21 protein-coding genes are annotated in these 24,609 nt (G+C 61.6%); 11 read left to right on the top strand and 10 right to left on the bottom strand.

All coding sequences use genetic code 11. The annotated features are described in order from the left end of the window. Nucleotides 1-3: 3 nt before the first annotated feature. From GDN47_RS17620 to GDN47_RS17600, 5 genes are read left to right on the top strand one after another with little or no spacing between them, the layout of a single operon-like run. Nucleotides 4-1,359, top strand: coding sequence for an LLM class flavin-dependent oxidoreductase (locus GDN47_RS17620; protein ID WP_152093917.1), 1,356 nt, complete (start codon nucleotides 4-6; stop codon nucleotides 1,357-1,359). Nucleotides 1,360-1,370: 11 nt separating this feature from the next. After that, entirely contained in the window at nucleotides 1,371-1,709 is a 339-nt protein-coding gene (locus GDN47_RS17615) for a DUF3088 domain-containing protein (RefSeq protein ID WP_113395169.1), read from the top strand. Between the two features lie 12 nt (nucleotides 1,710-1,721). Beyond that, nucleotides 1,722-2,942 (top strand): acyl-CoA dehydrogenase family protein, encoded by a 1,221-nt coding sequence (locus tag GDN47_RS17610; protein ID WP_145636464.1) that lies wholly within the window; start codon nucleotides 1,722-1,724, stop codon nucleotides 2,940-2,942. Then, complete coding sequence (locus tag GDN47_RS17605) at nucleotides 2,939-4,267, top strand: LLM class flavin-dependent oxidoreductase (protein ID WP_152093916.1); 1,329 nt, start codon at nucleotides 2,939-2,941, stop codon at nucleotides 4,265-4,267. The genes GDN47_RS17610 and GDN47_RS17605 overlap by 4 nt, the downstream gene beginning before the upstream one ends. Before the next feature lie 12 nt (nucleotides 4,268-4,279). Then, on the top strand, nucleotides 4,280-5,128 hold the full coding sequence (locus GDN47_RS17600; RefSeq protein ID WP_113395172.1) for an NADPH-dependent oxidoreductase: 849 nt from the start codon (nucleotides 4,280-4,282) through the stop codon (nucleotides 5,126-5,128). 8 nt (nucleotides 5,129-5,136) lie between these two features. Here the strand turns inward: GDN47_RS17600 and GDN47_RS17595 are convergent, their stop codons facing one another. Beyond that, nucleotides 5,137-6,147 carry a LysR substrate-binding domain-containing protein gene (locus tag GDN47_RS17595; protein WP_145636461.1) on the bottom strand — a complete coding sequence of 337 codons (1,011 nt, stop codon included), beginning with the start codon at nucleotides 6,145-6,147 and terminating at the stop codon, nucleotides 5,137-5,139. A gap of 316 nt (nucleotides 6,148-6,463) precedes the next feature. Between GDN47_RS17595 and GDN47_RS17590 the strand changes: the two genes are divergently transcribed. Next, on the top strand, nucleotides 6,464-8,080 hold the full coding sequence (locus GDN47_RS17590; protein ID WP_152093915.1) for an ABC transporter substrate-binding protein: 1,617 nt from the start codon (nucleotides 6,464-6,466) through the stop codon (nucleotides 8,078-8,080). Nucleotides 8,081-8,141: 61 nt separating this feature from the next. Here GDN47_RS17590 and GDN47_RS17585 read toward each other — a convergent pair whose 3' ends face one another. The 7 genes from GDN47_RS17585 to GDN47_RS17555 form a co-directional block, all read right to left on the bottom strand. Next, nucleotides 8,142-9,563, bottom strand: a complete 1,422-nt coding sequence (locus GDN47_RS17585; protein WP_152093914.1) for an FAD/NAD(P)-binding protein — start codon at nucleotides 9,561-9,563, stop codon at nucleotides 8,142-8,144. A 3-nt stretch (nucleotides 9,564-9,566) separates the two neighbouring features. Next, a complete protein-coding gene (locus GDN47_RS17580) occupies nucleotides 9,567-10,802 on the bottom strand; it encodes an acyl-CoA dehydrogenase family protein (protein WP_145636457.1) in 1,236 nt (411 codons plus the stop codon). 61 nt (nucleotides 10,803-10,863) lie between these two features. Continuing rightward, nucleotides 10,864-11,922, bottom strand: coding sequence for an aldo/keto reductase (locus tag GDN47_RS17575; RefSeq protein WP_113353474.1), 1,059 nt, complete (start codon nucleotides 11,920-11,922; stop codon nucleotides 10,864-10,866). A 14-nt stretch (nucleotides 11,923-11,936) separates the two neighbouring features. Continuing rightward, nucleotides 11,937-12,872, bottom strand: coding sequence for an ABC transporter ATP-binding protein (locus tag GDN47_RS17570; protein ID WP_145321181.1), 936 nt, complete (start codon nucleotides 12,870-12,872; stop codon nucleotides 11,937-11,939). Further along, nucleotides 12,850-13,845 carry an ABC transporter ATP-binding protein gene (locus GDN47_RS17565; RefSeq protein WP_113388815.1) on the bottom strand — a complete coding sequence of 332 codons (996 nt, stop codon included), beginning with the start codon at nucleotides 13,843-13,845 and terminating at the stop codon, nucleotides 12,850-12,852. The genes GDN47_RS17570 and GDN47_RS17565 overlap by 23 nt, the downstream gene beginning before the upstream one ends. Then, nucleotides 13,842-14,846: an ABC transporter permease gene (locus GDN47_RS17560; RefSeq protein ID WP_152093913.1), complete on the bottom strand. Its 1,005-nt coding sequence runs from the start codon at nucleotides 14,844-14,846 to the stop codon at nucleotides 13,842-13,844. The genes GDN47_RS17565 and GDN47_RS17560 overlap by 4 nt, the downstream gene beginning before the upstream one ends. Beyond that, nucleotides 14,843-15,832 carry an ABC transporter permease gene (locus GDN47_RS17555; RefSeq protein WP_113388817.1) on the bottom strand — a complete coding sequence of 330 codons (990 nt, stop codon included), beginning with the start codon at nucleotides 15,830-15,832 and terminating at the stop codon, nucleotides 14,843-14,845. The genes GDN47_RS17560 and GDN47_RS17555 overlap by 4 nt, the downstream gene beginning before the upstream one ends. Before the next feature lie 288 nt (nucleotides 15,833-16,120). Here GDN47_RS17555 and GDN47_RS17550 point away from each other — a divergent pair, with 288 nt between their 5' ends. The 4 genes from GDN47_RS17550 to GDN47_RS17535 are packed head-to-tail and all read left to right on the top strand — an operon-like array spanning nucleotide 16,121 to nucleotide 21,141. Next, nucleotides 16,121-17,725: an ABC transporter substrate-binding protein gene (locus GDN47_RS17550; protein WP_145636449.1), complete on the top strand. Its 1,605-nt coding sequence runs from the start codon at nucleotides 16,121-16,123 to the stop codon at nucleotides 17,723-17,725. A gap of 23 nt (nucleotides 17,726-17,748) precedes the next feature. Continuing rightward, a complete protein-coding gene (locus GDN47_RS17545; RefSeq protein ID WP_113388819.1) occupies nucleotides 17,749-18,927 on the top strand; it encodes an LLM class flavin-dependent oxidoreductase in 1,179 nt (392 codons plus the stop codon). Between the two features lie 11 nt (nucleotides 18,928-18,938). After that, nucleotides 18,939-19,976, top strand: coding sequence for an ABC transporter substrate-binding protein (locus GDN47_RS17540; RefSeq protein ID WP_145636447.1), 1,038 nt, complete (start codon nucleotides 18,939-18,941; stop codon nucleotides 19,974-19,976). Nucleotides 19,977-19,992: 16 nt separating this feature from the next. Then, entirely contained in the window at nucleotides 19,993-21,141 is a 1,149-nt protein-coding gene (locus tag GDN47_RS17535; RefSeq protein ID WP_152093912.1) for an acyl-CoA dehydrogenase family protein, read from the top strand. A gap of 36 nt (nucleotides 21,142-21,177) precedes the next feature. On the opposite strand, the gene GDN47_RS17530 is transcribed toward GDN47_RS17535, so the two are convergent. Both GDN47_RS17530 and GDN47_RS17525 read right to left on the bottom strand, forming a co-directional pair. Next, the gene (locus tag GDN47_RS17530; protein ID WP_145636443.1) at nucleotides 21,178-22,779 is read right to left on the bottom strand and encodes an ABC transporter substrate-binding protein; all 1,602 of its coding nucleotides are present in this window, start codon (nucleotides 22,777-22,779) and stop codon (nucleotides 21,178-21,180) included. A 326-nt stretch (nucleotides 22,780-23,105) separates the two neighbouring features. Then, entirely contained in the window at nucleotides 23,106-23,684 is a 579-nt protein-coding gene (locus GDN47_RS17525) for a TetR/AcrR family transcriptional regulator (protein WP_145321165.1), read from the bottom strand. A gap of 138 nt (nucleotides 23,685-23,822) precedes the next feature. Between GDN47_RS17525 and GDN47_RS17520 the strand changes: the two genes are divergently transcribed. Then, a complete protein-coding gene (locus GDN47_RS17520; RefSeq protein ID WP_152093911.1) occupies nucleotides 23,823-24,557 on the top strand; it encodes an SDR family NAD(P)-dependent oxidoreductase in 735 nt (244 codons plus the stop codon). The last annotated feature ends 52 nt before the right edge of the window (nucleotides 24,558-24,609 follow it).

Here is a 24,609-nt window from a genome sequence, read left to right as displayed (position 1 = left end):
TCCATGGCTAGACGCAAGGATCAGATCAAGCTCGGCGCCTTCCTGCTCTTCACCGGCCACCATGTCGCCGCCTGGCGGCATCCGGAAGCATCGGTGGGTACCGAGTTCGAGAACTATCTCGAGCTCGCCAAGCTCGCCGAAGCCGCCAAGTTCGACACCATCTTCTTTGCCGACGGTGTCGCCGCTCGTCTGAGGGACCTGGATGCGGCAAGCCGGAAGGCGCATAGCGGCATCTATCCGTTCGAACCGATCACGCTGCTCTCGGCGCTTGCCAGCGTCACCCGCAATATCGGCCTGATCGCAACCGCCTCAACAAGTTTTTCCGATCCCTTCAACCTCGCGCGCCAGTTCGGTTCACTCGACCGCCTAAGCGGCGGCCGCGCCGGCTGGAACCTCGTGACCTCCTCCGATCCGGACGCCGCCTTCAACTTCGGCCATGACGCGCAGGTTCTGCATGCCGACCGCTACGACCGAGCGGAAGAATTCGCCGATGTCGTGCTGGGCCTGTGGGACAGCTTCGAGGACGATGCCTTCATCCGCGATCGTCAGAGCGGCCGGTATTTCGATCCCGAAAAACTGCATAGGCTCGACCATAAGGGGCGCCACTTCAAGGTGCGCGGGCCGCTGAACATTCCACGCTCGCCGCAGGGGCGGCCGGTTGTCGTGCAGGCCGGAGCCTCCGAGCCCGGCAAGGAACTGACCGCGCGCACCGCCGAGGCGATCTTCGCCGCGCAGATCACGCTTGACGAGGCAAAAGCCTTCTATGCCGACGTCAAGGGCCGGCTCGGCAAATATGGCCGTTCGCCTGACGACTTGAAGATCCTGCCGGGAATCTTTCCTGTCGTCGGGCGAAGCGAAGCGGAAGCCGAAGACAAATTCCAGGTCCTGCAGAACCTCATCCAACCGGAAGTCGGTCTTAATCTCCTCTCGCAATTGACCGGCGTCGACTTGAGTTCCTATCCACTTGACGGTCCCGTGCCCCCCGAGCCGCCTGTCACCAATGCCGGCAAGAGCCGCCAGGAACTGGTGCTCGATCTCGCGCGCCGCGAAAACCTGACCATCCGCCAGCTCTACCTGCGCATCGCGGGCGCACGCGGCCATTGGCAGGTTGTTGGGACGCCCACACAGATCGCCGATGTCATGGAAGAACGCTTCGAAAACTTTGGCGCCGACGGCTTCAACATCATGGCGCCCATCATGCCCGGAGGCCTTGCCGATTTCATCACGCTTGTCGTGCCGGAACTGCGCCGCCGCGGCCTGTTCCGCAGCGACTATGAAGGCGCGACGCTGCGCGAAAATCTCGGGCTCAAGCGTCCGGCCAATCGTTTTTCCGCAGGCAATGCGGTCGCGGCGCAATAGGAGAAGATCAAGTGGCTCGTGACAAATTGTTCCTCATTTCCCCCGGCTTTGCCGATCCGAAACATCCAGGCGTCAGCTTCGTCTGCCCCTATTGCAACGCGATCGAGGGACTGCTCGCCTCATTCCCGGATCTTGCTTCGGCGATCGATGTCGAAAGGGTCGCGTTCCCGCGACCACGCCAAAAGGTGATCGAGGTTGCCGGCGAGGAAAACCAGTCGCTGCCGCTTCTCATTCTCGCGGAGAACCCGCCTGATGACGCCAGCGACTGGAACGGAACGCGCTTCATCAATTCGACCAATCGCATCCTCGAGCTGCTTGCCGAGCGGCACGGCTTTCCGCGCCTACATTAGAATGAGGCCGTCATGACCATGAAACCAGATGGCTTCGAGCCACCCTATCCTCCACCCTCCCTTTTCGAGGCGGATCAATCGAATCCCCATCTCGCCAAAGCCGTGGAGCTTCGAGATATATTTGCCCTCGATGCCATCGAGAGAGATCAATCTGGCGGCAGGCCCGCCGAGCAGATCAGGCTCCTGAAGGAGAGCGGCCTCGTCAATCTGGTCATCCCGAAGGAATTCGGCGGTGCCGGCGAACCCTACTCCACCGCCATGCGCATCGTGCGTGAATTCGCCAAGGTAGACGGTTCGCTCGGTCATCTCTATGGCTATCATTTCAGCCCGCTGCAAAACGCCGTTACCACGCTCCGCGATGAGCGATCCCAAGACATCCTGCGCCGCTCCGCGACCGGTCGCTGGTTCTGGGGCAACACGACGAACAGTTTCTCGAAAAGTCTGTTCGGTCGAAAGAAAGGGGAAAAGGTCATCCTCAACGGCTTCAGGCCGTTCGCCTCGGGTTCGCATGTCGCCGACTATCTGATGGTCGCCTGGGAAGACGAGAACACCAACAAGCGGAGCTTTGCCTATATACCGGCCGACCGCAACGGCATCACCATCACGGACGATTGGGACGGGATCGGCCAGCGGCAGACCGGGAGCGGCCGTGTTCTCTACAAGGATGTCGAGATCAGCGACGAAGAGATCCTGCCGGAGCGCCCGCAGGATCCGATCGCCCTATTGGCACCATTGCAGCAGCAGAGCGTGCTCCTCAACGTGTTTGTCGGCTCCGCACAGGGAGCATTGGCAGCGGCGCGCGACTATACCGTCACGAAATCGCGGCCTTGGATCTATTCCGGTGTCGAGCGCCATTCCGACGATCCATGGATCAAGAGGCAATATGGCGAGCTGTGGATCAAGGTACAGGCGGCAACGGCGCTTGCCGACCGGGCTTTGGCGGCGGTTGATGCCGTTTATGCGAAGGGACACGATTTGACGGCGAAGGAGCGCGGTGAAGCGGCGATCGCGGTCGCCTCCGCCAATGTGCTTGCCGGACGCGTCGCGCTGGAGGTGACGAGCGAGATCTTCGAGGTCATGGGTGCACGATCCGCCGTCAGGCCACTCGATTTTGATCGCTTCTGGCGCAACGTGCGCATCCACACGCTTCACAACCCCGCCGAATACAAGACCCGCAATGTCGGGACCTGGTTCCTCGACGGCGAGTTTCCCGAACCGGGGATATTCCAGTGAGCAGAAAACGCGAACTTCATCTCAACATCAACATATTGCACTCAGGATTTTCGCCGGCGGCGTGGCGTATGCAGGGAAGTGATCCGCGCGCGTCCTTCGATATCAATCACTATATCAATGTCGCTCGAATCGCCGAACGCGGTACCTTTGACGCGATCTTCCTTGCCGATCAGGCAGCCATTTCCGATCGCGTCGATTTCCGCCCGCTGACGTCTCTCGAGCCGACCATCGTGCTGGCCTCGGTGGCGGCCCATACCGAGCATATCGGCCTGATCGCTACCGCATCGACCACCTATAACGAGCCCTACAATATCGCTCGCCGCTTCGCGACCCTCGATCACGCCAGCGGCGGCCGCGCCGGCTGGAACATCGTCACCAGCGCCGATCTCTCGCAAAGCCGGAATTTCGGCCTGGAAAAGCCGGTCGCGCATCACGGCCGCTATGAGCGCGCCGAGGAATTTGCATCGGTCGTCAAGGCGCTATGGGACAGCTGGGAGGAAGATGCCTTCATCGGCGATGTCGAAAGCGGCCGGTTCGTCGATACCAACAAGGTCCATGCGATCGCACATCGCGGCAAGCATTTTTCCGTTCATGGCCCGCACAACGTCCCACGCCCGCCACAAGGACATCCCGTCATCGTGCAGGCCGGCGGCTCGGATGATGGGCGGGGGTTGGCAGCGAGGCACGCTGAAGCGGTGTTCTCAGCCTCGCAATCCCTGGAGGAGTCGCTCGATTACGCGCGCGACCTCCGAACAAGGGCCGCCCGCCATGGCCGCGCGCCCGACAGCCTGCTGGTGCTCGCCGGCCTCGCCACCATCATCGGCAGCACGGAGGCGGAGGCCAGGCGACGGCAAGAGGAGCTGCGGGACCTCATTCCGCTGGAATACAGCCTTGCGCGCCTGTCCGGCGTCCTGCAGGTCGATCCAGGCAAGCTGAAACTCGATGAGCCCCTGCCCGACGATATTCCCTTGCCGGCTGACGGCGGGCATACCTTTTTCCGGGCAACGCTTGCTCTTGCCCAGCGCGAGAAATTGACCGTACGCGGCCTCATCCGCGCCTTGAATGGCGGGACCGGACACCGCACCATTGTCGGCACGCCCGACGCGATTGCCGATGATATCGAAAAATGGTTCGAGGCGGGCGCGGCCGATGGCTTCAACCTGATGCCCGATGTGCTGCCGCATGGCCTGGAGGTCTTCGTGGACGAGGTGGTGCCCATCCTGTGCCGCCGCGGCCTGTTCAGGAAAGTATATACGGGGCATACCCTACGGGACCATCTCGGCCTTTCCCGGCCGGCCAACCCCTATGCCGTTGCCGCCGAATAAAGGAGAAACAGCATGACATCAGCAACGACGGCGAAACTTCCCGACGATGATCGGCTCGCCTCTCTCGTCGGCGAGCGCTATCGCAACAGCCATCATATCGGCGCCGACTGGAATGAGACGATCGAAACGTTGCTGTCCCATCGTAGCGTGCGCGACTATCTGCCAAAGCCGGTTCCGGACGACATTCTCCACCTCGCGGTCGCCGCGGCCCAATCGGCGCCGAGCTCGTCCAACCTGCAGGCCTGGAGCGTCATTGCCGTCAGGGACGATACGCGCAAGGAAAAGCTGAATGCCGTTGCCGGAACACAGAGGCAGATCACGCAGGCGCCGCTCTTGCTGATCTGGCTCGCGGATCTTTCGAGGCCACGCCGCATCGCGGCGGACCAGGGTTCAGCCGCCGATGGCCTCGACTATGTCGAAAGCTTCCTGCTCGGTGTCATCGACGCCGCGCTCGCGGCGCAAAATGCCGTCGTCTCCCTGGAATCGCAGGGTCTCGGCACCTGCTATATCGGCGCCATCCGCAACGACCCGGAGACCGTGGCGCGTGAGCTGGAATTGCCGGAGGGTGTCTTTCCAGTTTTCGGCCTGACGGTCGGCTATCCCGACCCGGCCATACGGGCCGCCGTCAAGCCGCGGCTACCGCAAACGAGCGTGCTCCATAGCGAACGCTACGATCACCGCCGGCGGTCGGAGGACCTACGACATTACAACACGGTCCTGCAGGACTTTCAGACCGAACAGCGCATGCCGCGCATTGAGTGGACGGTGCAAGTGAAAAACAGGATCGGATCCGTCGAAGCCCTGAAGGGACGACACCTTCTCGGCGTGGCGGCTCGCCGCCTCGGCTTCAGACTGAAATAATCGGCCGGCTATTCGGCGGCGGCAATGTCGAGCCCGCGCAATATATCGCGCGACAGGATCTCGCCGATCGTCCGCACGACCTTGGCCTCTGCCCGCAGCCAGTTGCGGAACAGTTCGACGCGCATCAGGCGCTCCTTGGCCGGCGTCGTGACGAAGAAATAGGAAAAGCTCACGGCTTGCGAACCGCCGAAGGGCGTCACCAGACGTCCCGCCTTCAGCTCGGCCTCCGCCAGGCGGATTTTCCCAAGACCAAGTCCTTGCCCCGCCAATGCGGCATCTATGACGAGAGATGATTGACTGAGGCGGAAGCCGCCCTGTGGCAAACGCAGGGATAGTCCTTCGGCACGCAGCCAGCCATTCCAATCCGGGCAGGAATGATCATGCTCCGCGCCATCCTCGTGCAAGAGAGGCACCCCTTCGATCGCCCGCGGGCCGTTCCACAGCCAATGCCGCTCGGCGAATTCAGGGCTGCAGATCGGCACGACGGCCTCGGAGAAAAGGTGATCGACGACAAGGCCGGGATAAACGCCGCTGCCATAACGGATGGCGCAATCCGTGTCGCCTTTATTCAAATCGGTCAAATGCGTCGAGGCATCGACCAGAATCTCCAGGCCAGGGGCTGCTTGCCTCAGACCATCCAGTCTCGGGATCAGCCATTTGCTGGCAAAGGACGGCGCGACCGATACGCGGATCGGAAGATCGTGATCGCTGGCGATGAATTGCGTCATCGTCGCCAGAACCACGTCGAACGCATTTGTCAGTCCCGGTACAAGTGCCATGCCGGCAGCCGTCAACTGGAGTTGACCGCGGACCCTGTGAAACAGCGACTGCCCCAGATAGTCCTCCAGAAGCCGGATCTGTTGGCCGACGGCCGCCGAGGTGACGTGCAATTCCTCGGCGGCGCCAAGGAAACTCAGGTGCCGCGCTGTCGCCACGAAGGCGCGCAACGAAGTCAATGGCGGCAGCCGCGCCAAGGTCGGCTGCATGGGTTTTCTCCGAGTGTCGGCAATCGTGTTCATTAGCCGATTGCAGCACAATCGGCCATCTCAAGACGAGAACGCGCTTTGCGTTTACCGGTGAGCGGATGGATATTTTCTTCCATGCCCAGACGGCGTGGGGGAAGCAAAAACTAAAAATGCGAAATAGTCTATATTTTTAATGGACAAAAGATTTGACCGGCCCGCTTCAGGCGATCCGGCGAAGCTTTTCTTTCGCGGGCGATCAGAAAAACATTCTTCCGTTTTACCCGCCCGGCGCCCGAAGATGCGCCGATCGCGGACATCTCCGCCAGCGGTTCACCGAAGGACCGATCCGTTCAACCGGCAAGGAAAGCGAATGACCATCAACCGCCGCCGTTTCAACCAATTGCTTCTGCTGTCGACCGCAGCAACCCTTCTGCCAACCGCCGCGATGCGCGCGGCCGAAACACCGCCGCGCGGCGGCACGCTTAATTTCATCGTCGAACCCGAACCGCCTACCATCCTGGCGCTCGCCCATACCGCTGGCGGCACGCAGAAGATCAGTCCGAAGATCACCGAGGGGCTGCTTACCTATGATTTCGGTCTCGTGGCGAAGCCGCAGCTTGCGACCGAATGGTCGGTGGCCTCAGATGGCCTCACCTATACGTTCAAGCTTAGACCCAACGTCAAATGGCACGACGGCAAGCCATTTACCTCGGCCGATGTCGCCTATTCGATCGAGCTCCTGAAACAGGTTCATCCGCGTGGACGAGGCACGTTCGCCAACGTCATCGCGGTCGACACGCCAGACCCCCTGACGGCGATATTCCGTCTCTCCAAGCCAGCGCCTTACCTTTTGAAAGCGCTCTACGCGGCCGAATCTCCGATCGTGCCGAAACACATCTACGAAGGTGTCAAGATCGCCGATGTTCCGACCAATCCGAACGGTAGCGCCCCTATCGGTACCGGTCCCTTTGTTTTCCGGGAGTGGGTGCGCGGCTCGTATATCATCCTTGAGCGCAATCCCGGTTATTGGGATGCCGGCAAACCCTATCTCGACCAGGTTGTGGTTCGCTTCGTGCCTGATGGCGCCGCCCGCGCGGCGGGCTTCGAGACCGGAGAGTTCGATCTCGGTGGCGACAATCCCATTCCGCTTGCCGATCTCGAGCGCATCAAGGCGCTGCCGAATATCGGCATCGATTCCCGCGGCTACGAGACGAAGGGCGACCAGACGCAGCTCATCCTCAACCTCGATAATGAATACCTGAAGGATGTCCGCGTGCGTCGCGCGATCGCGCATGCCATCGACCTCAACGTCATCCTCAATACGGTCTGGTATGGCTATGGCCACGTCTCGCCAACGCCTATCAGCACCTTCCTGCCGCAATATCTCAATGCCGCGATCAAGCCCCATGCCTTCGATCTCAAGGCGGCGGAGCAATTGCTGGACGAGGCCGGCTATAAGCGAAACGGCGGCGGCACTCGGTTTGCGCTTCGCCTGACGCACAATTCCTACAATGAAGGCTTCAAACGCGTCGCCGAATATCTGAAGCAGAACCTCGCTCGCATAGGTATCGACGCGAGGATCGATTCCTACGACTTCTCGACCTATATCCAGAAGGTCTATACCGAGCGCGCCTTCGACCTCACGGCGGAATATCTCGGCAACCAGTTCGATCCGACGCTCGGCGTGCAGCGCATCTACTGGTCGAAGAACTTCAAGCTCGGATTGCCTTTCTCCAACGCCAGCCACTATCAAAATCCGGAGGTCGACAGGTTGCTCGAGACAGCTTCGATCGAAGTCGACGAGGCAAAGCGCAAGCAGGAATTCAACGACTTCCAGAAGATCATCGCCGATGAGCTGCCCGTCATCAATCTGATCTCGCTCGAAAACGTCACGGTCTTCAATAAGCGCGTCAAAAACCACACGATCGGCGCGGAAGGCGTGCAATCGAATTTCGCCGATGTCTATATCAAGGAGGGCGAAGGCTGACACTAAAAGCAGCCCGTTCTGCTTGCGGGGGCGATGCGGCGCCCCCTTCCTTTATGTCGGATTACGAGGCGGCACGGGCGAGCGGCGTCAGTTTGGCGAGAATACGATCGGCCAGCGCAATCGCCTGCGCTCGTTGCTCCGAGATCGAGCTAGACTCCCAGGCAACGCCGCGCAGCGGATGGCCGATGGCGCTGATGTTGCGGTGAACACGCCCCTCTTCCGAAATGACATCCCCTTGCTCCGTGGCATCGATGCCGAAACCGGTGCTGTGCGGGCGAACCTCTCCGCTTTCGATGAGGCTCCTGACGAAGGGATCGGAAATGCGTCGCCAGTCGTGCAACTGATGGCCACGGCAATCGATGACGCCGCCGAAAGAATGGGACTCGGTACCCGAACGCGTCTTCAACGTCGCCGTGATCAAGCGGCCAGCGGGCTTCATGGAAAGCAATCGCGCGGTCCCGTGCCGGAGCCTGCCATCGGCAATCGCCTTGGAGACGGCGCGATAGCTGTCAGGCGCGGCGCGATGCGCCGTAACATCCCAGAATGCCCGCAGATGACGTGCGAACCGCGCTCTCTCGACATCGTCAGCCTTTTGCCACAAAGGCAAAATGTAGGGCCGGATGGCGAGCGGCAGCGCCTGCCAATCCTTGGCCTCGGCCGCCAGTGCGCGACGTTCGGCCTTGACGATCGAGAGCAAGGACCGCGCTGTGGTCGGTAGAGGTCTCTCTGCGAGGAAATCACGCTCCAGCGCGACATTGCGCCGATCCTCTATGAATTGACCACGCCTGGATATGACCTGATAGCGGCCCTGGAAGCCTCGCGCTTCCATGCTTGCGACCGCATCGACCATCGACAGGCTCGAGCCGATGAGCAGGATTTCGTCTGCTTCCACCAACCGATCGAGAGCTGCGGCATCCCACGGAGATGCCGCAAAACCTGGATGACGGGCGACGGCGGCTTCCTGTCGCGCAAGATCGGGCTGGAAGACGCCGAGGGCCAGAACCACCTCGTCCGCTTCGATAGTCTCGCCTGCACTTGTCGTGATCTCCACCCTGTGTGGAGCGGAAACGAGATGGCTCGCGATGGCCCTGACATGCCGGAATGTCGATGCGGAGCGTGCTGTCGATTTCGCCCGGCGCAACTCATCGCGGACATAGGTTCCATAAAGGTGGCGCGGCGGAAAACTGCCTGCGATATCGGCGGGCGGTGCCCAGCCGTAACGTAACGCGTTCTCCGCCAGCCAATGAGTGAGATGGTCGGGCTCTTCCGGATGAAGGGAAAAGGTACCGGCGGGGCCATTGACGAGATGCACGGCCTCGGTCGTGCTATAGGCGACCCCACGCCCAAGCTCCTCGCGGGGCTCCAATATCGTGATCGAAAGCGGTACCTCCGTCTTGTCGAGCAGCTTTATCGCGGTCAGCGCACCGGCAAAGCCGCCACCGATAATGACGACGGATTGGTGGGAATGCGGGTCGATGTACATGGCTCAGAAGACCTTGCCTTCTTCCAGATGGGTCGTGGTGCCGTTGATGTAGTAATCGCCCACCACCCGCGCCTTGTGCAGCAAAGGGTTATGGTTCAGCACCGTGCGAATGTTGCGCCAATGGCGATCGAGATTGAGATGGCGCGACGTCGCCGACCCGCCGCCGAGCTCGAAGACGTTGGTCGCGGCGGTAAGCGCGAGCTGCGATGCGACGATCTGGGTGCGCGCCGTCGTCAGCGCGCTTTCGACCAAAGCCGTCTCCAAGATCCGCGGATCATCCCCTGCGAAGGTCGCGGCCGTCCGATCGAGCGCGCGAGCGCTCTCGCGGATCAGCGTATCGACGGCAAAGGAGTTTGCTGCGATCTCGCCTAATATCTTCTGGACGAAAGGATCGGCATTGGCCGTCTCGGCGGCGCTGTGGGCTGCCGAACGCGCCTGCCTGCGCACGTAATCGGTGCCTTCTGTCAGCGCGCCGCGGACCGCGCCCGCCATCGAGGCGGCAAGATGCAGCTGACGTAGGGTCGAGGTGTGCCTGCCGACCAGCGTGCTCAGCCCGCGCCTCGAAATCTCGTGCGGCAGCACTTCCACGTCATCGAGCAGGACGCCACCGCTTGCCGTCAGACGCTGACCCATGCCGTCCCAATCGTCGAGGATGCTGATCCCCTTACGGTCGATGGGTAAAAGCACGCTGACGAGCTGGTCGTCATCATCCTTGGCACTGAAGGAGGCGAAATCGGCGAATGCCGTGCCGGTCGCATACCATTTGCGCCCGTTGAGCCTGTAGCTCTCGCCGGATTTCGTCAGCCGCGTTGTGACATCACCAGGACGCTTCGTCCCCTGCTCCGTATGAGCGCCGCCGAAGAGCTTACCGCTAAGGACGCGGGCAAGCTGCGTGCGATCGACCGAACTGTGCGGATTGAGCAGCAGCGCTTCCGTGAAGTTGAAATGACTGCGGAGCGCGTGGGCAACATTGGAATCGGCCGCGGCGAGCGTCATCACCATCTCGATATAATCGAGCACCGATCCGCCCGGCCCGCCAAGCGCCGTCGGTATACGCAACGCGCCAAGGCCGGCCTCCTTGAACAGCTTGAAAGCCTCATGGGGCAGCTCGCGTTCGAGGTCTCGACGCGCAGCGCCTTTTGCGATCTCCGCGGCAAGATCGGGTATTCTTGCAAGCAACGTCGTGCGATTGGTCTCAACGGGTACGGAGGGCGCGGTTGATGAAACTGTCATGGGCATGAAGAGGCTCTTTGCGCCGGAAGGGAACGGCCCCGCTCAAGCGGGGCTCTAGGCTTGGCAATCAGGCGACGGCGCGAGCAAGCGGCACGACGTTTTCATTGTCGCGGGCGGCGCTGACGGGAACGCGACCCTCGACCGGGTGGCTCGGATCGTTGAACCCCGGGGTCGATGGATGGCCCGTCGTGACCAGACGGTCGACCAGAGCTTCGTCCTCGGCGGTCAGCTTGACGTCGAGAGCACGGATGTAGCTATCCCAATGCTCTTGCGTGCGTGGACCGGTGATCGCCGAGGTGATCAACTTGTTGTTCAGTACCCAGGCGATCGCGAATTCAGTCGGCGTGACCTTCTTGGCGGCGGCGTGAGCGGCGATTTCCTTGGCAATGGCGATCGATTCCGGACGCCATTCGGTCTCAAGAATGCGCTTGTCGCCGCGGCCGGCGCGGGTATCAGCAGCGGGCTCCTTGCCCGGCTCATACTTGCCCGTCAGCACGCCACGCGCCAGCGGCGAGTAGGAAACGACGCCTAGACCGTAATGATAGGCAGCCGGCAGCTGCTCGGCTTCGGCGGTGCGGTTGACGATGTTGTAGAGCGGCTGGCTTGCAACGGGGCGATCGATGCCGAGCTGATCGGCGAGATGCGAGATCTCGGCGATGCGCCAGCCGCGGAAATTCGAGACGCCGAAGTAGCGCAGCTTGCCCGCGCGGATGAGATCGGCGATCGCGCGCACCGGCTCCTCCAACGGCGCGTCGAAGACAGCGCGATGGAAATAAAGGATGTCGATATAGTCGGTGTTGAGACGGCGCAGCGAATTTTCGACCGTCTCGATGACCCATTTGCGCGAATGACCGCCGAGATTGGGGCCCTTCTTGTGCGAGTTGACGAACTTCGTCGCAAGCACCCAATGATCGCGATTTGCCTTGATGCCGCGGCCGACGACCTCTTCCGACTTGCCATCATGGTAGACATCGGCGGTGTCGATGAAATTGATGCCCTGGTCACGGGCCTTGTCGATAATGCGGAAGGCGACGTCGTCAGGCGTCGGCCCTCCGAACATCATCGTCCCAAGGGTGAGAGGCGATACCTTCAGGGCGCTACGCCCGAGATAGCGATAGTCGACCATGTCATTTCTCCATTTCATTGTGCGTGATGGCAGGCGACCATGTGGCCACTGCCGATTTGCCGATAGACCGGATCGTCGCTCCGGCAGATGTCTGTTGCGAGCGGGCAGCGCGTATGAAAGCGACAGCCGGATGGCGGGTTGTGCGGGCTCGGCAGATCGCCTGTGATCGGGGCGGCCTGCTTGCGCCGCGACGGATCAGGCACGGCGGTAAGCAGCGCGCGCGTGTAGGGATGCTTGGCATCGCTCCAGAGCCTTGCCGTCGGTGCGCTTTCGACGATGCGGCCGAGATACATGACCAGCACGCGATCGGCGAAATAGCGCACGACCGACAGGTCATGGGAGATGAAGAGGTAGGAAAGCGAAAGCTCCGTCTTCATCTCGACGAGAAGATTGAGGATCTGCGCCTGGATCGACAGATCGAGCGCGGAAACGGGCTCATCGCAGATGACGAGCTCCGGCTGCAGGATCAGCGCGCGGGCAATACCGATGCGCTGGCGTTGGCCGCCGGAAAACTCATGCGGATAGCGGTCGAGCGAATCCGCCGGCAGGCCGACATGGGCGACCATCGCGGCGGCGATGGCGTCCCGGCCCCTGCGATCACCGATGCCATGGACGGCGAGCGGCGCCGTCAGGATCGAGCGGATCGTCTGGCGCGGATTAAGCGAGGCGAACGGGTCCTGAAAGATCATCTGGATATGCCGGCGGATCGACCGCAACTCCTTGCCCGACATCGCGGCGACATCGCGCCCCTTGAAGGCGATACGCCCGGATGTTGGATCGACGAGGCGCATCAGGGATTTGCCGAGCGTCGACTTGCCGCAGCCGGATTCGCCGACCAGCGCCACGGTCTCGCCCGCAAGGATCTCGAGCGATACGTCATCCACGGCCCGCACCGTTCCGGCCCCGGCCGGATAATGCGTGGAAAGCCTATCGACCGACAGAAGCGACATGGGCTTTCTCCGTAAGGCCTGGAACATGGGGGCAGGCCACCTCGCGGCTGGCCGACACCTCGACGAGCGCCGGCACGGACTGCCCGCAGGCCGCTCGCGCCACCGGACAGCGCGGTCGGAAGGAACAGCCCTGTTCGCCGGTCGCCGAAACGATCGAGCCGCGAATTTCCGTCAATGGCCCATCGCGATAATGATAGTCGGCCTTCAATCGCGGCGAGGCCGCGAGCAGCCCCTGCGTATAGGGATGATACGGCGTCTCGAACAAGGCACCGGGCAGGCCCTGCTCGATCTTTCGCCCCGCATACATCACGACGACGCGGTCGGCCCATTGCGCGACGATGCCGAGGTCGTGCGTGATGAGGATGACCGCCATGTTGAGCTGACCGCGCAGGCGATCGAGCAGTTGCAGCACCTGTGCCTGGATCGTGACGTCGAGCGCCGTGGTCGCCTCGTCGGCGATCAGGAGCCGGGGACTGCAGGCGACCGCGATGGCGATCATGACGCGTTGACGCATGCCGCCCGAAAGCTGGTGCGGATAGTCGTCGATACGTTTTGCCGCCTCTGGAATGCTCACGAGATCCAGCAGGTCGATCGCGCGCTGGCGCGCCTGCCTGCCACTCAGTTTTTCATGGATGCGCAGGACTTCGACGATTTGGGCGCCGATCGTCAGCACGGGATTGAGCGACGTCATCGGCTCCTGGAAGATCATGGCGATGTCGTGCCCGCGAATGCTCCGCATCTCCCGTTCGCGCAATTTCAGGAGGTCGCGGCCGTTGAACAGGATTTCGCCCGCCGTCTTGGCGTGCCGGGGCAGGAGCCCCATGAGGCCGAGCGCGGTCAGCGACTTGCCCGAGCCCGACTCGCCGACAACAGCCAGCATTTCGCCGGCCGCCACGGTGAAACTGACGCCCTTGACGGGCTGAGCGCTACCGAAACCCACCGAGAAATCGCGAACGTCGAGAAGTCCCGTCATCGACGCTCCTCCGAAAAACGCGGATTAAGGGCATCGTTCAGGCCATCGCCAATGAGATTGAGCGATAGAACCGTGAAGACAATGGCAAGGCCCGGCAAGGCGGTGAGATACCAGGCCGTGCGGATGACATCGCGCCCCGCGCCGATCATCGAGCCCCAGGAGACACGATTGGGATCGCCAAGCCCCATGAAGGAAAGCGCCGATTCCATCAGGATCGCGCTCGCCACCATCACGGATGATGTGACGATCAGCGGCGGCAAGGCATTCGGAAGGATTTCTCGAAAAATGATGCGGGCATGACCGAAGCCGAGGCTGCGGGCGGCGAGAACATAGTCTTTCTCCTTTACGCCGCGAAACTCGGCGCGCGTCAGGCGCGCGACCGTCGGCCAGCTGACGAGCGCGATCGCGATCGTCACCGTCGTCGTGGTCGGCTGTGCGATAGCAACCAGCACGACAAGCAGGACGAAACTCGGCATGGTCTGGAAAATCTCGATGAGCTTGACGAGGAGGTCATCGACGACGCCACCGAAGTAGCCGGCAAGCGCGCCGATCGTCACGCCGGCGCCCAGGCCGAGCAGGGTCGCGGCGATGCCCACGGTCAGCGAAATCTGGGCACCATGAAGAATGCCCGCCAGCACGTCACGCCCCATGGAATCCGTTCCCAACGGATAGACCGGATTTTGGCCCGGCCAAAGGAAGGGTCGCGCCACCATCTCCAGGGGATCACCAGGATAGAGGATCGGCGCAAGCAGGGCCGCAAACACGATTGCCGCCAGGACAGCGATGCCGAAGAGCGCGTTGGGGTTGGAAAGAAAGATCCTGAGCTCACGCCGACGCCCTTGCCAGCGCGGGGCCGAAACAGCCGTCGTGCGGGCATCGGGCGCATGGATGTGGGTCCAACGGCGTTCGGGAACGGGCGCGGCCTTTGCCGCTGTTTCGGGCTCCTCGGCACTGAAATCACGCGCCGTGTCCGCATAGATCTTGAGTTCCTGCGCTTTCATCGGCTTGCTCCGATCCGCGGGTCGAGCCAGGCTTGTAGAAGATCCACGGCAGCGTTGGCGATGATGACGAGAAGTGACGAGAGCAAAAGGATGCCAAGCAGAACGCTGAAGTCGCGAGCCATGACGGCCTCGAAAGCCAACCGTCCAAGGCCGGGCCAGCTGTAGACCGTCTCGACGACGACGGCGCCGCCGAGCATGCCGCCGAAATGCATCCCGGCCATGGTCGTGATCGGGATCAGCGCGTTGCGCAGCACGTGTCGGGTTGTCAACATGAAGGGCGAGACGCCCTTCGCCCGCGCGGTGCGAACGAAATCCTGTGACTTGACCTCCAGCATGGCGGCGCGTGTCAACCGTGCATAGATCGCCAGGTAGAAGAGGGCGAGCGATATGGCCGGCAGCACCATGTAGCGCGCCCGGTCAAGCAGCGCCGGCAGGCCGGTGAGCCGTGAACCGATGGTGCTGTCGCCGCCGCTCGGCAGCCATCCGAGCTTGACGGAAAACAGCAGGATCAACATCAGCCCGATCCAGAAACCCGGAATCGAATAGAAGAGGAGGGAGATGATCGAGATCAACCGATCCGGCAGCCGCCCGGCAAATGTTGCCATCAGCGATCCGAGGATCAGACCGATCGCGATCGCGGCGGCGAGCGCGGCCACCATCAGCGTCAGGGTACCAGGCAATCGCTGGCCGATCAGATCGGCGACAGGCATGCCGTAGCGCGGCGAAAAGCCGAGGCTGAAATGCGCGAGATTGTTCAAATAGTTCGCGAGCTGCACGAGGATCGGATTGTCCAGGCCGAAGCGCTCACGCAGCGCCGCCATCGTCTCGACCGTTGCCGACCCGGCTTCGGCCGCCATGACATCAGCCGCATCGCCGGGCGCCAGCTTAAGCAGGAAGAAATTCAGGATGACGATGCCAAGTATCGTCGGCACCGCCTGCGTGGCCGTCCGACGTAGCGTTCTTCCTATCCGCATGTAAGCCGACATCGAAACTCCTCGGCAGCGCCACCGAAATTCCGAGCGCTGCATCGCAATAGTAGTTGACTAAATCTGTAGGTTTTGTCAAATCGTTATTGGTAGATATTTCCGAAATTTGTCAGATCAATGAGGTAAATTAGAAAATCTTTGCAGAAAGATAAAATTTACGCATCAATTTTCCCAAGAAGTGAGCACGAGGCAATAAAGCAACCTACGAGAACGGCTCCCTTCGAGAACATAAAACCAACGGCAGTTCAGACACGGCAACACGAGTTTAGACGGGTGAGGCAACTTCAGATGACCAGACTTTCCACGATTACACGCCGGAGTTTCCTGCTCTCGTCGGCAGCGCTCGGTGCGATCGCCGTAACGGGAACAGCCGTCCATGCGGCTCCGTCACGTGGCGGCACCGCGACGCTTCTGCTTTCGGCCGAGCCGCCGGTCCTGACGACGATCGCCCATACGGCCTTCAACTCGGTTTATGTCTCCCCGAAGGTAACAGAGGGGCTGCTGACCTATGATTTCGATCTTAACCCACAGCCGCTGCTGGCCAAGCAATGGTCCATCAGCGATGATGGGCTACGCTACACCTTCAAGCTGCGCGATGGAGTCAAATGGCACGACGGCAAGCCTTTTACCGCCGATGACGTGGTCTTCTCGATCAGGACGCTCAAGGATGTCCACCCGCGCGGACGCAACACCTTTCTGAACCTCCTCGACATCGAAACACCCGATCCCTTGACCGCGATCCTGGTCCTGTCCAAACCGGCTCCCTATCTGATTACCGCGCTCGCCGCATCGGAATCGCCAATCGTTCCCCGCCATCTCTATGAAGGCACGAAGGCCGCCGAAAATCCCGTCAATCTGGCGCCAGTCGGCACGGGCCCCTTCAAGTTCAAGGAGTGGGTGCGCGGCAGCCATATCGTCTACGAGCGCAATCCCGACTACTGGGATCAGCCGCGTCCCTATCTCGACCAGCTGATTGTCCGCTTCATTCCCGACGCCGCCGCGCGCTCGATCGCGATCGAAACAGGCGAGATCGATCTGGCGCCATCGACGCCCGTCCCCTTGAGCGATCTCGATCGCCTCAAGGACGTGGCGAGCCTCGCCTTCGAAACAAGGGGTTATCAATATTCCAACGGCGTCAGTCGTATCGAATTCAACCTGGAAAGGCCGGTTTTCAAGGATATCCGCGTCCGGCGGGCCTTCGCGCATGTCATCGACCGAAAGGTGATCCGCAACACCATCAACTACGGCTATGGCGAACCGATCCCCGGCCCGATCAATCCCAATCTGGCGAAATGGTTTGTCGCCGATCTCAAGACCTATCCGATCGACCTTGCCGCGGCGGAGAAGCTGCTCGACGAGGCCGGCCATCCGCGCGGTTCGGACGGTGTGCGCCTGCGCCTCAATCTTGACTATGTGCCGAGCGGCGAACCCTACAGCCGTGGCTCGGAATATATCCGCCAGGCACTCGCGAAGGTCGGCGTCGAGGTGACGGTGCGCAGCCAGGATTTCGCGACCTACGCCAAGCGCATCTACACCGATCGCGATTTCGATTTCGCCTATGAGGGAATGAGCAATCTCTTCGACCCGACGGTCGGCGTGCAGCGGCTTTACTGGAGCAAGAACTTCAAGCCGGGCGTGCCCTTCTCCAATGGCTCGGCTTACAGCAACCCCAAGGTCGACGCCCTTCTCGAGGCCGCCGCCATCGAGGTCGATCCCCAGAAGCGGGTCGAGCAATGGCGCGAGATCCAGAAGATCCTCGTCGAGGATCTGCCTGCTCTCGACATCGTCAGCCAGCCGGAACTGACCATCTACAACAAGCGTATCGCCGACCACACGCTCGGCGGCGAAGGCATCGCCGGCAGCCTTGCCCATGCCTACATCGCAACCGCCTGAAGCACCGAAAGCAAGGAAACGCCATGTCCATCCAGCACCGTCCCGGTTCCATCGTGGGCCTGCCGAAATTCGCAGCACCTACCGATTTTCCAGATAGCCCGCTGTCACAGGCACTGAAACAACCCGTTCTGCTCGGCCTCTTCCTGCCGATCCAGGCCGGCGGCTGGACGCAGTCGACCCTCGAACGCTCGACCGACTGGCGCTTCGACTACAACAAGGCGCTGACGCTGCGCGCGGAGGAACTGGGTTTCGATCTGGTATTCGCCCTGTCGCAATGGCTTCCCAAGGGTGGCTATGGCGGTGTCTTCGACGGTCACGCACTCGACAGCTTCGTTTCGACCGCAGCGCTCGCAGGCCTCACCAAGAAGATCATGCTCATCTCGACAATGCATGTTCTCTATGGTCCATGGCATCCGCTGCACCTTGCCAAGTTCGGAGCCACGCTCGACCACATCACCGGCGGCCGCTGGGGCATCAACGTCGTCACCGGGCACAGGGCCGTCGAGCACGAAATGTTCGGCTGGCAGCGCATCGAGCATGACAGGCGCTATGAGCTCGCGGCGGAATTTCTCGAGGTCGTGCAGCGGCTTTGGAGCGACGACGAGAACTACTCCTTCGAAGGTGAAAGCAGCTGGAAACTCGGTGGCGGCTACGTGACACCAAAACCGAATTTCGGTCGGCCGATCCTCGTCAACGCCACCGGCTCGGATGCCGGTATCGCCTTTGCCGGGCGCTACTCGGATATCGTCTTCATCACCAGCCCGACCGGTGCTGACATCGACAGTGCCCTCGCCTCCCTTCCGGCTCATAGCAAGAAGGTGAAGAATGCCGCCGCCGATGTCGGACGCAACGTGCGCACCCTGCTCAATCCGATGGTCATTTGCCGTCCGACCGAGAAGGAGGCATGGGAACTCGCCGACCGGATCGTCGCCCATGCCGACCAGCGTTCCCGTAAGGGCTTCCAGTCGCTGGATTCCGACGCCCATGCCTGGAAGGGTCGCGACGCACAGGATCCCTATCGCTTCATCGGCGGTAACATCCGTGTCATCGGCTCGCCGGAGCAGGTGGTCGACCAGTTCGTCAAGCTGAGGGCGGCCGGGATCGACGGCCTGCAGCTCAGCTTCTTCGATTTCCGCGACGATCTCGAATTCTTCGGCAGCGATGTCCTGCCGCTGATGAAACAAGCCGGCCTGCGCCACTGAAAGGAACGATCATGACCAGCAATGCCATTTCCGAAATCTGGTACACGCGCTGCCCCGTTCCGACCCCTGTGGGCCTTGCAGCGCAGCTCGGCTATCTCGAAGACGGTTTTCGCGGCGAAGGCGTCACGCTGAAATCCATTATCGACTCTCCGGATCGCAACATCCGGCAGAGCCATTTCAACCATACGCTCGATTGGTCCTTCCGCCATGGCGGCAACGTGCCGCCCATTCGTGCGCGCTCCGAAGGCCGGCGCACGCGCCTTGTCGGCATTACCTGGACGGATGAGTTTCAGGCGATCATCACACTGCCGGGAACCGGCATCAAGACGACCAGGGATCTCGAGGGCCGACGCTTCGGCATCGCCCGCCGCCCCGAAGGGATCGTCGATTTCATGCGTGCCACGGCGCTCAAGGGATTGATCTCGGCCCTGTCGCTCGAAGGCTTATCCATCAACGATGTTGAGATCGTCGAGATCGCGCTAACCGATTCCGTGCTCGCCAGCCAGGAAGGCCCCTCCCTCTTCGGTCTTAAGCGCCGACAGGCCTATGGCGAGGAGATTGCCGCTCTCCTGCGCGGCGATGTGGACGCGATCTACGTCAAGGGAACCGCCGGTATCAATGTCGCCAATCTCATCGGCGCGGTGCAGGTCGCCGAGTTCGGTTTTCATCCCGATCCGAAAATCCGCATCAATTCCGGCTCGCCGCGCGTGCTGACCGTCGATGATCGATTGGCCGACGAGCGTCCCGATCTCGTGCGCAGATTGATCGACGCGATTTTCAAGGCAGGCGCCTGGGCGGAAGCCCATCCGGAAGAAACCCGCCGCTTCGTGGCGCGTGAGTCCGGAGCGACGGAGGAGCAGGTTCTTGCCGCCAATGGGCCGGAGATCCATCGCCATCTCGGCCTGGGATTGGAACCGGAACTCGTCAGCGCAGTCGAACACTACAAGAATTTCCTGCGCGACTTCGGCTTCCTGGCCGGCGATTTCGATATTGGCGAATGGGTGGACCGCCGTCACCTCGAGGGTTTCGCCACACGCGCCGTCGCCTGAACCACGTTGTAACGAAATGACAGAGACCATTGATGATCTGATCGGCAAGGCGAAAAACCTTGCCGAGGACTTTTCCAGGAGGGCCGCGCATCACGACGCAACGGGCGCCTTCCCTTTCGAGAATTTCGACCGGCTTTTCGATGCCGGCCTGCTCGGCCTCGTCAGCGACCGGGATCATGGCGGCCACGGCGAGGGCCTGACATCGGCGCAGGCCATCATCAGCGAGATCGCCCGTGGTGAACCCTCGACCGCGCTGGTGCTCGCCATGCACTACACCTCGCATTTTACTATCCGCCGCCTTGGCAAATGGCCCCGCCATCTCGCGGAGCGCGTCCTGTCGGCAAACAGGCAGGGCGTGGCGCTGATCAACAATGCGCAAGCCGAGCCGCGCATCGGTTCGCCCGCCCATGGTGCCCTGCCCGAGACGATCGCGCGCCGTGACGGCGATCGATGGCGCATTTCCGGCCATAAGAGCTATGTGACCGGCATGCCCGTGCTGAAATGGGTGTCGCTTCTGGCCGTTACCGACGAGGAGGAACCGCGCCTTGCTTCGTTTCTGGTGCCGACCGATGCCGCCGGCTTGCGGATCGAGAAGAGCTGGAATGCGGCCGGCATGCACGCCACGGCGAGCGATGACATCATTCTCGAAGATGTATCGGTACCGCTCGATGATCTCATCGAGGCGCAACCGGCCAGCGAACCGATCCGCCGCGACGAGCATGCCGCCGCCTTCTTCTTCGGCTTGATCGGTGCGGTTTATCATGGCGTTGCCAGAGCAGCGCGGGACCGCGTTCTTGGCTTTGCTAGCACGCATAGCCCTGCCAGTCTTGGCGCACCAATCGCGACGGTGCCGCGCGTCCTGGACGGCCTCGGTGAAATCGAGGTGCGGCTTGCGACGAACGCCCGGCTGCTGCGCTCGCTTGGGGAAGATGTCGATGCCGGCCGGCCGGTGGGAATGGACGGCATGCATGTTCGCCATGTCGTCATCGACAACGCCGTCGCGGTCACCAGTCTTGCGCTGGAGCTCGCCGGCAATCCCGGCCTCAATCGCGACTTCCAGCTTGAACGCCATCATCGCGATGCGATCACCGCCCGGGCGCACGCACCGCAAAGCCATATGATCCGCGCGATCGCGGCCAGGAACGCATTGAACCGGCCTGGATAAGCCAGCTCCCGTTCACAATCGGCCCTGCCTACCTGTTCAGGCATTCGGGCTCAGCCATATCTGGCCGAAACTGTTGTTGATGCCCTGTGCCCCGGGCGCGAAATTCTTCACGCGCTTGTTGGCAACGATCTGCGCGCCTGCCGCCACCAGATCGACGGAAACCACGTCGTCGTGGATGATATGCTGGAACTTGTACCAGAGCTGCCGGCGCTTGGCCTCGTCCGGCTCGATGGCGGCCGCTTCAAGAACCGCGTCGACCTCCGGGTTTGAATAGTGGCTGGCATTGGAGAAGACCAGGCCGATCTTGAAATTCTTCGACCAGTAGGCGCGCTGTACGCCAAGCGTCGGATCGAAGGTGTTGGACAAGGATTCGATCACCAGATCCCATGCACGATCCGTATAGACCGTCTTCAGGAAGGTGGCGAGATCGAGCTTGAGGATCTCGGCATCGATGCCGACCGCGGCAAGCGACTGCTTGATGAAGTCGGCATAGGAGGGCTGCAGGAATGAATTATAGGCGAGCCGCAGCTTGAAGCGCGTGCCATTGGCACCGCGCGGATAGCCGGCATCGTCGAGCAGCCTGTTGGCGAGCTTGGGATCGGGCACGCGGGCCTTGATGCTGGGATCGTACCATTTCGGCAAGGCTGTGCTGATCGGGCTCGGTGAGACCTGCGCATAACCGAAGAGGGCGATGTCCACGAGCTTCTGCAGATCGATGGCATGCGCGATCGCCAATCGCACATCCTTCTTCTTGAGAATCTCGTTCTCATAATTGAAGAACAGCTGCTGCTGTGGCCCGGAATAGGCGTAGGTCGTGGTGTCGACAACGAGGTTGGTATTGGCCTTCAGCCGCTCGATGTCGGATAACGGCACGGGATTCGCGCCAATATCGATCTCTCCCGTCTCCAAAGCCGCGGCCCTTGCCGCTGGATCGAGGATGACGCGCAGGACGACGCGGTCGAGATAGGGTTTCGGCGCGTCCCAATAATTCGGGTTACGGTCGAAGATCAGATGGCTGCCAGGCACCCATTCCTTCAGGATGAAGGGACCTGTGCCGATCGTCTGCGCGAGGGTCGGCTGCTCGCTCGGCTTGAAGGTCTCGTAGACATGCTTCGGCACGATCGGTGATTCCGAACTGCCGAGCGCGGAGATCAGATAGGGAGCCGGTTTGGACAGAACGATGACGGCTGTGAGCGGATCGGGCGTTTCGACGGATGTCACGTTCTGGAACGTAATGCGCCCGCGTGGATGCGCCTCCTTGAGGCGAAGGATGGTGAACTTTACATCCTCGGAGGTGAAGTCCTTGCCATCGTGCCATTTGACGCCCTTGCGAAGCGCGAAGGTGTAGCGCAGACCATCGTCGCTTGCCGACCATGACGTCGCCAGAAGCGGCTTCGGGTTGAGATCGTAATCGAAATCGAGCAGTCCCTCGTTGATCTTCGGTCCGATCGCCTGGCCCGTACCGGAGGACGTGTTGATCGCGATCAGCGCCGTCGGATCGGGATAGTAGGCCCAGTTCAGGGTTCCGCCGCTCACCGGCGTTTCCGCGGCGCTTGCCCATGACGGAGAGCCTCCCCAGGCAAGACCCGCGCCGCCAAGGAGCAGCAATTGGTTGAAGTGACGGCGATTGATCGACATTTGCTCGCTCCGAAAATTGGCGTTACCGGGCACCAGTCCCGTCGCGGAAATGATCGTGTCGAAACCCGAAGATCCAAAGGCAGTTTTTCTAGCGTGAGGCGAAAGCAATCCTTCCCGCCAGCATTATCTGGCGTCCGCCGCATGGAGCGGTGCAGACGTCCACTCCCCTTCCGATCACAAGAAATCATGTGGGTTGGCGGCCGCATTTCATGGCGTTCGCGCGGCCGCGTCAGGTTTCCGCTACTCAAAGGCGTGGCTTTGTGCCAGGCGGCGATCCAGTCCGCTTCGTTGCATGGGCAATTTGAGGAAAAGTGCCCGGACCTTATTCAACCCGCTGCCTTCTTCACATCATCGCGAGGCCAATGTGTCAGGATGGCGCTCGCCACGAGGTGAACGAGATGATCCGCCCGTGGCGCGAATGAGGGTTGATCGACCGCCCAGCCGAGAGCCGTTATCAAGGCAAACAGGTCGTCCCCATTCATATCGGGGCGCGCCGTTCCCTCGGCCTGGGCACGCAGCAGTAGTCGCGCGCCCGCCGCGTGCACGGCCGCGCACGAGGCATAAAGGGCGGAGTCGGGGTTCGTGTGAGCGGCCGCCATCATGGCGACAACGCCCCTAGAGCTTTGGGTGAATTCCACCAATTCTCGAAACCAGGAGAGAAGTGCTTCGTCGGCCGAAGTCGACAGTTCGAGTTCGGCTGCCCTCCGGGTCAGTGCGTCCAGATGGGTACACAGCAGCGCTTCGAACAACGCTTCCCGCGTCGGGAAATGACGGAGCAGCGTGGCCAAGCCGACGCCGGCCCGGCGGGCAATGTCACGCATCGACGCGTCCACACCATGCTCGGCGACAACGTCACGCGCGACGGTGAGAATTTGGCTGCGATTTTTTTCCGCGTCGGCTCGCATGGACTACCTTGCTAAATGGATCAGTGATCCATATATGTGGATCGGTGATCCGGTTATGAATCGGATCAGTGATCCATTAGATAGCGTCCGTCGGCGCAAATGACAACAGGCGCTGTCGACAGGGCGTAAGGAGACGTCATGGGAAAGCTTGAGGGTAAGATTGCAGTCATTACGGGTGGCGCCACCGGCATCGGTCGCGCCGCGGCGAAGCGGTTCATCGAGGAAGGCGCCTTCGTGTTCATTTTCGGCCGCCGGCAGGAAGCGCTCGATGCCGCCGTGGTCGATCTCGGGCCGAATGCCCGCGCGGTGACGGGCTCGGTTTCCGATGAAGCCGATCTGGATCGGCTCTATGCGGCGGTAAAGGCGGAGCGCGGAACCCTTGACATCGTCTTCGCCAATGCCGGGGCGGGCAGCTCGCTTCCGCTCGGCAAGATCACCGCAGAGCATATTGACGAGACTTTCGACACTAATGTGAAAGGCACGATTTTCACGGTCCAGAAGGCGCTGCCGCTGATGGGCCGGGGCGGTTCGATCATCCTGACCGGATCGAGCGCCGGCACCACGGGCGCTCCGGCATTCAGCGCCTATAGCGCGAGCAAGGCGGCAGTGCGCAATCTCGCGCGGACCTGGGCCGAGGACCTGAAGGGCACGGGCATCCGGGTGAACGTGCTGTCGCCCGGGGCGACGGCGACCGAACTCGCGAAGGAAGCGCTCGGCGAGGAGGGCCAGAAGGCCTTCGCCGCGATGACACCGCTCCAGCGCATGGCCGATCCGGCGGAGATCGGAGCGGTGGCCGCCTTCCTCGCATCCGACGACAGCAGCTTCATGACCGCCAGCGAAGTCGCCGTCGACGGCGGCCTCGCCCAACTCTGACGTGCCACACACTGCCGGGTCAGTCACCCAATTATGCATACATCCACGGAAG

This window comes from Martinezella dioscoreae (assembly GCF_009176305.1).
Lineage (GTDB): Bacteria > Pseudomonadota > Alphaproteobacteria > Rhizobiales > Rhizobiaceae > Rhizobium > Rhizobium dioscoreae.
Note: the sequence above shows the minus strand (reverse complement) of the source record. Positions and strands in the feature narration are given on the sequence as shown.